Origin of the sequence: Faecalibacterium sp. An77 (assembly GCF_002161315.1) — a bacterium.
GTDB lineage: Bacteria > Bacillota > Clostridia > Oscillospirales > Ruminococcaceae > Faecalibacterium.
In genome coordinates, this window is sequence record NZ_NFHK01000072.1 from 1 (window position 1) to 8,410 (window position 8,410).

General features: G+C 57.9%; 6 protein-coding genes and 5 tRNA genes. 7 read left to right on the forward strand and 4 right to left on the reverse strand.

The window, feature by feature from the left end:
* Positions 1–146: 146 nt before the first annotated feature.
* From B5G28_RS13645 to B5G28_RS13660, 4 genes are all read right to left on the reverse strand, one after another.
* Positions 147–347 carry a helix-turn-helix transcriptional regulator gene (locus B5G28_RS13645; RefSeq protein ID WP_087249692.1) on the reverse strand — a complete coding sequence of 67 codons (201 nt, stop codon included), beginning with the start codon at positions 345–347 and terminating at the stop codon, positions 147–149.
* A 2-nt stretch (positions 348–349) separates the two neighbouring features.
* On the reverse strand, positions 350–1,018 hold the full coding sequence (locus B5G28_RS13650) for a DUF3796 domain-containing protein (RefSeq protein ID WP_087249694.1): 669 nt from the start codon (positions 1,016–1,018) through the stop codon (positions 350–352).
* Between the two features lie 211 nt (positions 1,019–1,229).
* Positions 1,230–2,633 (reverse strand): NADPH-dependent glutamate synthase, encoded by a 1,404-nt coding sequence (gltA, locus tag B5G28_RS13655; protein WP_087249696.1) that lies wholly within the window; start codon positions 2,631–2,633, stop codon positions 1,230–1,232.
* Between the two features lie 2 nt (positions 2,634–2,635).
* Complete coding sequence (locus B5G28_RS13660) at positions 2,636–3,478, reverse strand: sulfide/dihydroorotate dehydrogenase-like FAD/NAD-binding protein (RefSeq protein WP_087249698.1); 843 nt, start codon at positions 3,476–3,478, stop codon at positions 2,636–2,638.
* Between the two features lie 215 nt (positions 3,479–3,693).
* On the opposite strand from B5G28_RS13660, the gene B5G28_RS13665 reads away from it, so the two are divergent.
* The 7 genes from B5G28_RS13665 (at position 3,694) to B5G28_RS13695 (ending at position 7,970) form a co-directional block, all read left to right on the forward strand.
* Positions 3,694–3,769, forward strand: a tRNA-Gly gene (locus B5G28_RS13665).
* A gap of 6 nt (positions 3,770–3,775) precedes the next feature.
* Positions 3,776–3,851, forward strand: a tRNA-Val gene (locus tag B5G28_RS13670).
* Positions 3,852–3,854: 3 nt separating this feature from the next.
* Positions 3,855–3,931: transfer RNA gene (locus B5G28_RS13675), tRNA-Asp, on the forward strand.
* 4 nt (positions 3,932–3,935) lie between these two features.
* Positions 3,936–4,011: transfer RNA gene (locus tag B5G28_RS13680), tRNA-Phe, on the forward strand.
* Between the two features lie 4 nt (positions 4,012–4,015).
* Positions 4,016–4,091, forward strand: a tRNA-Gly gene (locus B5G28_RS13685).
* Positions 4,092–4,309: 218 nt separating this feature from the next.
* Positions 4,310–6,094, forward strand: a complete 1,785-nt coding sequence (locus B5G28_RS13690; RefSeq protein ID WP_158099635.1) for an ABC transporter ATP-binding protein — start codon at positions 4,310–4,312, stop codon at positions 6,092–6,094.
* Positions 6,087–7,970, forward strand: a complete 1,884-nt coding sequence (locus B5G28_RS13695) for an ABC transporter ATP-binding protein (RefSeq protein ID WP_087249702.1) — start codon at positions 6,087–6,089, stop codon at positions 7,968–7,970. The genes B5G28_RS13690 and B5G28_RS13695 overlap by 8 nt, the downstream gene beginning before the upstream one ends.
* Positions 7,971–8,410: the final 440 nt, after the last annotated feature.

The window sequence follows — 8,410 nt, forward strand, 5'->3', positions numbered from 1 at the left end:
ACTACCAGTTGCTTAAATTCCGGCGTGTAGCGTTTGTTCGGTATTCCTTTTGGCATAATAAAACACCCCACTTGTTATCCAGTATACCATACTGTCTAACAAATGGGGTGCAGTTCACTCAGAGGGAGCCGGGCGGCTTTTTTGGGTCAATCGAACTGGAAAATGTCCTCAATGGGGGCTTCCACCGCCCGGGCGATGTCCACCGCCAGCTTGAGGGAGGGGTTGTACTGGGCTTTTTCCAGCCGCATAATGGTTTCGCGGCGCACCCCAACCTGGGCGGCCAGCTGCTCCTGGGTGAGGCCTTTGGCCAGGCGGTACTGTTTGAGATGGCAGACAAAATCCGGCATGGTCAGCCCTTGCTTTCATCGGGCTGCTCGTCGTGGTCGTAGCGGTAGAGCAGATATTCCCCGAGGAAGATTCCCAGCGCCAGAGCCAGGGTCACGGCGATGATGTAGAACATGAAGGTGCGGGCCAGGCTGCCCCCAAGGGCGCCCTGGCCCAGGAGAATGGTGGCCACAAAGATGATTTTCAGCGCGGTCTGGTTGGCGTTGAAATGCGCCCGCATCCAGTTTTCCTTGTAGCGCTCGTCCATCAGGGTATGGGACATTTTGCCTTCATAGAAGAACCCGAAGAACCCAAAGAAGATGAAAAAGACAAAGGGGAACATGCTTCCGCTGCGCTGATAGGTCCAAAACCCGCTGAATCCCAAAAAGCCCAGCAGACCCAGAAAACCCAGCTTGGGCGATACCGTCCGGGTAAACTGCGAAGCGGCCGGACTGCGCCGCTGGCTCATGAAAGCCCGCACCCACAGCACCACCAGATAGGCGGCGTACAGGAGAACCAGGCCCAGAGACAACAGCATGGGCAGGTCTTTGGGAGAAAAGACGTAGGTGGAAAAATCCATGGGCTTGACCAGTCGTCCGTCGTTGCAGCAGATGGCGTACCAGCTGGAAGCTGCCATGACGCCGGCGCACACCAGCCCGGGCAGGACGATCCGAAGAATGGTTTGCTTTTTCATAAGAACGCCTCCAAAAGAGATGTATTTCTATCCTTGTGAGATAAATATATCTCTTTTTGGGCTGGGTGTCAATGGGAATGAGACAAATTTTTCTCTTTTGGGAAATTGGTTCTCCCTCTTTCAGTCTAAGACCGGCAAATCTGGGAGACACAAAAAATCCCCCGCACCGGCTAAGGTGCAGGGGACTTGCAAAGCAAAATGATGTTAGAGTTTAGGCGTTGGCCTTGGACTTGATGTACTCGTCGATGGCCTTGGCGGCAGCCTTGCCGGCGCCCATGGCCTTGATGACGGTAGCAGCGCCGGTGACGGCGTCGCCGCCGGCATAGACGCCCTCACGGCTGGTGTCGCCGGCCTCGCCGCCGGTGACAATGCAGCCATGCTTGTTGGTCTCCAGGCCGGGGGTGGTGGAGCGGAGCAGAGGGTTGGGGCTGGTGCCCAGGCTCATGATGACGGTGTCCATCTCCAGAGTGAACTCGCTGCCCGGGATCTCCACAGGACGGCGGCGGCCGGAAGCGTCAGGTTCGCCCAGCTCCATCTGGATGCAGGTGATGGCCCGGACAAAGCCGTTGTCGTCGGCCAGAATCTCCACGGGGTTGGTGAGGGTCTTGAAGATGATGCCCTCCTCCTCGGCGTGCTCGATCTCCTCCTTGCGGGCGGGGAGCTCCTCCATGCCGCGGCGATAGACGATGTAGACCTTCTCAGCGCCCAGACGCAGAGCGCTGCGGGCGGCATCCATGGCCACATTGCCGCCGCCTACGACAGCCACCGACTTGCCCACATAAATGGGGGTCTTGCTGTCGGGCCGATAGGCCTTCATCAGGTTGGAGCGGGTCAGGAACTCGTTGGCGGAGTAGACGCCCTTGAGGCTCTCGCCGGGGATGCCCATGAACCGGGGCAGGCCGGCGCCGGAACCGATAAACACGGCCTCGTAGCCGTACTGACCCATCAGCTCGTCAACGGTCAGCACCTTGCCGATGACCATGTTGCACTCAAAGTCCACGCCGGTGGCCTTCAGGCCGTCGATTTCCTGCTGGACAATGGCCTTGGGCAGACGGAACTCGGGGATGCCATACATCAGGACGCCGCCTGCCACGTGCAGAGCCTCATAGACGGTGACCTTGTAGCCCATCTTGGCCAGGTCGCCGGCAGCAGTCAGGCCGGCAGGGCCTGCGCCAATCACAGCCACCTTGTGGCCGTTGGGAGCGGGAACCACCGGATCGGTGTGGACGTTCTCGCGATGCCAGTCGGCCACAAAGCGCTCCAGGCGGCCGATGCCCACGGCCTCGTTCTTGATGCCGCGGGTGCAGCGGCCCTCGCACTGGCTCTCCTGGGGGCAGACGCGGCCGCAGACGGCGGGCAGGGAAGAGTCCTCACTGATGATCTGATAGGCGGCTTCAAAGTTGCCCTCGGCCACCTGGGCAATGAAATCGGGGATCTTGATGCCCACGGGGCAGCCCTCCACACAGGGCTTGTTCTTGCAGTGGATGCAGCGCTTGGCCTCATTGACGGCCATCTCGGCGGTGTAGCCCAGGGCCACCTCGTTGAAGTTCTTGTTGCGGACGTTGGGGTCCTGGGTGGGCATGGGGCACTTTTTGGGGTCCATATTGAAAGCCATGATTACTTTACCTCCATCTGCAGCAGATTACAGGCCTTTTCGCGGGCATGGGTCTCAAAGGGCCGGTACATGGAGCCGCGGGCCATCGCCTCGTCAAAATCCACCAGGTCTCCGTCAAAGTCGGGGCCGTCCACGCAGGCGAACTTGGTCTTGCCGCCCACGGTCAGGCGGCAGCCGCCGCACATGCCGGTGCCGTCAATCATGATGGGGTTCATGGAAACAACGCTCTTGATGCCGTACTTCTGGCAGGTCTTGACCACGAATTTCATCATGATCAGGGGACCGATGGTGATGACTTCGTCGTACTGGTTGCCGGCGGCAATCAGCTCCTCCAGAGCGGCGGTGACGACACCCTTGGTGCCGTAGCTGCCGTCGTCGGTCATCACCTTCAGGATGTCGCTGCATGCAGTGAACTCATCCTCCAGGATCAGCAGGTCCTTGGAGCGGAAGCCCACCACGCTGTGGACCACACAGCCCTGCTCGTGCAGCTTGCGGGCCACCGGCAGCGCGATGGCGCAGCCGACGCCGCCGCCCACCACGCAGACCTTCTTCAGGCCTTCGGTCTCGGTGGCGCGGCCCAGGGGGCCCACGAAATCGTGGACACTGTCGCCTTCGTTCAGGGTGTTCAGCTCCATGGTGGTGCCGCCCACAATCTGGAAGATGATGTCTACCGTACCTGCCTGTCGGTCATAGCCGGCGATGGTCAGGGGAATGCGCTCGCTGTCCTCAAAGGGACGGATGATGATAAACTGACCCGGCTGCGCCTTCTGCGCGATCAGGGGCGCTTCGATGACCATTTTGGTCACCGTGGGGTTCAGCACGACCTTTTGGATGATCCGGTACATGGCGATAACTCCTTTATATACTTATTGTTCCTTTCCCGCAGCAGAGGGCTGACCCCTCTGCCGCCATAACAGTATTCATTATACAATTTTTAGGGAAATAATGCAATGCAAACTGTATTTTGCAAAAAATGCAAAATTAGTGGTTGACAAGTGCGGGGGTTTTGAGTATAATAGCTTTCGTCGCCGGTCCTACGGCGGCATACCACATGAAATAAGCGGCCGTAGCTCATCTGGTAGAGCGCCACCTTGCCAAGGTGGAGGTAGCGAGTTCGAGCCTCGTCGGCCGCTCCATTCTGTGGAAGTTTAGCTCAGCTGGGAGAGCATCTGCCTTACAAGCAGAGGGTCAGCGGTTCGAGCCCGTTAACTTCCACCATGTGGCCCGGTAGCTCAGTTGGTTAGAGCACCAGCCTGTCACGCTGGGGGTCGTCGGTTCGAGCCCGATCCGGGTCGCCATTATGCCTCTGTAGCTCAGTTGGTAGAGCAGGGGACTGAAAATCCCCGTGTCATTGGTTCGATTCCGATCGGAGGCACCATTATGCGGCCGTAGCTCATCTGGTAGAGCGCCACCTTGCCAAGGTGGAGGTAGCGAGTTCGAGCCTCGTCGGCCGCTCCATCAAGAAAACCTGTTCCTGATATCAAGTCGGGAACAGGTTTTTTTGTTGTGTCTGCGGCAGAAAGAGCGGCGCTCTCAAGGGCGGTTTTGGGCTTGGTTGAGCAAAGTGCAAACCCCGGTTGACAAAGCCTGTTCTGTCGGGATATACTGATAAGACATGCGGCAAAATGGAAAGAAAAAACAGGCTTTTTGCCTGGCAGGACAAGGAGGAATCAAGCTTGATCTTTGGCAAGTATATCAACCGCTATTATTGGAAGCATGCGCCCACTTTGCTGCTGGGTGTGGCGGCGCTGATCCTGGTGGATTACATGCAGCTGATTATCCCGGAGCTGTACCGGATGCTCATCAACGGCATCAACAGCGGCTCGGTGCTGGTGGAGGGGGTGCCGACGCCTTTCACCAAAGAGGTTCTGATGCAGAATATCTGCCTGCCCATGATCGGAATCATTGTCTCGCTGATCATCGGCCGCTTTTTGTGGCGCATTTGCTTTTTCGGGGCGGCCATCCGGGTGGAGACCGACCTGCGCAACCGGATGTTTGACCACAGCAAGGATTTGTCCCAGGCCTATTACCAGGTGAACAAGGTGGGCAACCTTATGAGCCTCTACACCAACGACCTGGACACCATTCAGGAGTGTTTCGGCGACGGCGTGCTGATGTTCTGCGATGCGCTGTTCCTGGGCCTGCTGGCCTTTATTAAGATGTGGCAGATGGACCGGTCCCTGACCATGATGGCCATGATCCCGGCCTTTCTGATGTTCCTGGTGGGCAGCATTGTGGGGCGGGTGATGACCCGCCGGTGGGAGGAGCGCCAGCAGGCCTTCTCGGACCTGTCCGACTTCGCCCAGGAGAATTTCTCGGGCATCGCGGTGGTCAAAGCCTTTGTCAAGGAGACCAAGGAGCTGATGGCCTTCCGCAAGCTCAACCGTGAAAACGAGAAAATCAACGTCATCTATACCCGGATTTCCACCCTGCTGAACATCCTGGTTACCCTGTTTGTGGAGTCGGTGACCTGCGTCATTCTGGGCTACGGCGGCTATCTGGTCTATGTGGGACAGTTCAATGCGGGCCAGCTGGTGGAATACATCGGCTACTTTTCGGCCATTGTCTGGCCCATCATGGCCGTTTCCATGCTGATTGAAAAGACCTCCCGCGGCAAGGCCTCTCTGAACCGGATCACCGAGCTGCTGGACGCACCGGTGGATGTGGCCGACCGTCCCGGCGTCCACGAGCTGACCGACCCCAAGGGCGAAATCGCCTTCCGGCACCTGACCTTCCGCTACCCTGACGGGGAATACGATGTGCTGAAGGACATCTCTTTCACCATCCACAGCGGAGAGCGGGTGGGCATTGTGGGCAAGACCGGCGCCGGCAAAACCGCCCTGGTGGATCTGATTCTGCGGATTTACAATGTGCCGGACGGCACCCTGTTCATGGACGGCCAGGACGTCAACACCCTGTCCATCCGCTCGGTGCGCTCGGCCTGCGCCTATGTGCCCCAGGACAATTTCCTGTTCTCGGACACCATCTCCCATAACATCGCCTTCGGTCTGGATGCCGCCGACCCGGCCCAGATCGAGCGTGCGGCCCGGATGGCCGACGTCCACGACAACGTGGCCGCCTTCAAAGAGGGCTACAATACCGTTCTGGGTGAGCGCGGCGTGACGGTGTCGGGCGGCCAGAAACAGCGCATTTCCATTGCCCGGGCCCTGCTGCTGGACGCACCCGTCCTGATTCTGGACGACTCGGTCTCGGCGGTGGACACCCGCACCGAGAAGGTGATTCTGGACAACCTGAACGCCGAACGGGCAGGGAAGACCACCATCCTGATTGCCCACCGCATCTCCACCGTGGAGCGGATGGACAAGATTGTCTTTATTGACGACGGCTGCGTGGTGGATGTGGGCAGCCATGAGGCCCTGTACGAACGCTGTGAGGAATACCGCAAGATGGTGGACCTGCAGCGGCTGGAAGATGAGCTGGGAGGTGGAAACCATGACTGAGCTGAACCCGCTTGTTTTGGCCGGGGGAATCATCGGCACCGTGTCGGTTCTTCTGATTGTGGCCTATGCCACCGTCAAGGACAAAAAGACCTCCATGGGCTTTGAGCGGAACATCTCGGACGGCGAAATCGTCCGCCGCCTGGCCCATTACGCCCGGCCCTATCTGGGCAGTTTCATCGCGGCCGGCCTGCTGATGCTGTTCTCCATCGTCTACGATATTGTTTCCCCGCTGATTGTGGGCGCCGTGGAGGAGATGCTGGTGGGGGACTTCACCCTGGACGCTCTCTTTTGGATGGTGGCGGCCTATGCGGGCATCCTGGTCTTTTCCATGGTGAGCTCCTATTTCCAGGCAGTGATCCTCCAGAAGGCCGGCCAGCGGATTATTTCGGACCTGCGGGAGGACCTGTTCACCCACATTGAATCCCTGGCCCATGAACAGCTGAACGAGATCCCGGTGGGCAAACTGGTGACCCGCGTGACCAACGATACCAACGCCATCTCGATGATGTTCACCAACCTTCTGGTCAACCTGGCGAAGAACTGTTTTGTGATTCTGGGCATCCTGGGGGCCATGCTGATGGTCAACTATGAGCTGACCCTGATGATCCTCTGCTTTGTGCCCTTCATCGTGCTGTTCACCGTCATTTTCCGCAAGTTCTCCCGCCGGGCTTACCGGCGGGTCAAGGACTGCACCACCGACATCAACACCTATCTGTCCGAAAACCTGTCGGGCATCAAAATCACCCAGATTTTCGGCCGGGAGGATGCCCGGATGGAGGATTTCCGCCGCCGCAGCGAGGCGCTGGGCAAGGCCAAGCGGGACGAAATCTTTGTGTTCGGCGTGTTCCGCCCGCTGGTGTATATGCTGTACGTCAGCTCGGTGCTGTGCCTGTTCTATCTGGGCGGCATGGGGTATCTGGACGGGGTGTCCTTCCTGGGACAGACCATTTCCGGCGGCACCATTGTCACCTTTTATATGTATATCTCCAAGTTCTATAACCCCATCCAGAACCTGGCCGAACAGTTCAACTGGCTGCAGTCGGCCATGGCTTCCTCCGAGAAGGTATTCTCGATTCTGGACCTGCAGCCGGTGATGACCGACGCCCCCGACGCCATCGACCTGCCCGAGATCAAGGGAGAAATTGAGTTCCGGGATGTGTGGTTCAGCTATATCCCCGGAGAGTGGGTGCTGAAGGGTGTTTCCTTCCATGTGGAACCCCGGCAGACGGTGGCCTTTGTGGGCTCCACCGGCTCGGGCAAAACCACCATCCTCTCCCTGATCTGCCGCAATTATGAGTTCCAGCGGGGACAAATCCTGATCGACGGGGTGGATATCCGCAAGATCAAGATTTCCTGCATCCGCCGCCACTTCGGCCAGATGCTGCAGGATGTGTTCCTGTTCTCGGGCACCATCCGGAGCAATATTGTGCTGCGGATGGAGGACGTTCCCGATGAGCGGATTATGGAGGTCTGCCGCTATGTGAATGCGGACCACTTTATCCAGAAGCTGGACGGCGGCCTGGATGAGCCGGTGCGGGAGCGGGGCAATAACTTCTCAGCGGGCCAGCGCCAGCTGATCTCCTTTGCCCGGACCATTCTTCACGAGCCCTCGGTCATGATTCTGGACGAGGCCACCGCCAACATCGACACTGAGACCGAACAGCTGATCCAGGACTCCCTGGAAAAGATGCGGTCGGTGGGAACCATGCTCATCGTGGCACACCGCCTGTCCACCATCCAGCATGCCGACAACATTGTGGTGCTGTCTCATGGCCGGATCATCGAGCAGGGAAATCACCAGGAACTGCTGGAGAAGCGGGGTCGCTATTACCAGCTCTACACCCTCCAGTATCACCGCGAACAGATGAAAAAGTAACCATAAACAAAGCAGCTCCGTCCCGGGCCAAGAAACCCGGCGGCGGAGCTGCTTTTTCTATTGTATGCTTCAGCGATATAAGAACCCCCAGCTCTGCTGGGGAGAGTAAAAAAGCTTTAGCATGAAGTAATTTGAGCGAAGCGAAAAAGAATGATAAATCTCAATCCTCTAAAAAGTCAGTGTTTGAGGATTTGCAGCCCGTTTACGGGTTGCAGTGCGAGTGATGCAAGAGACGAATCATTCAGTGCCTCTTGAGAGGCTTGCCGGTATAATGCCCTTCTAGGGCTTACTCAAGCCCCCGGCTTTGCCGGGGGTCATGACTGTATGCTTCAGCGATATAAGAACCCCCAGCTCTGCTGGGGAGAGTAAAAAAGCTTTAGCATGAAGTAATTTGAGCGAAGCGAAAAAGAATGATAAATCTCAATCCTCTAAAAAGTCAG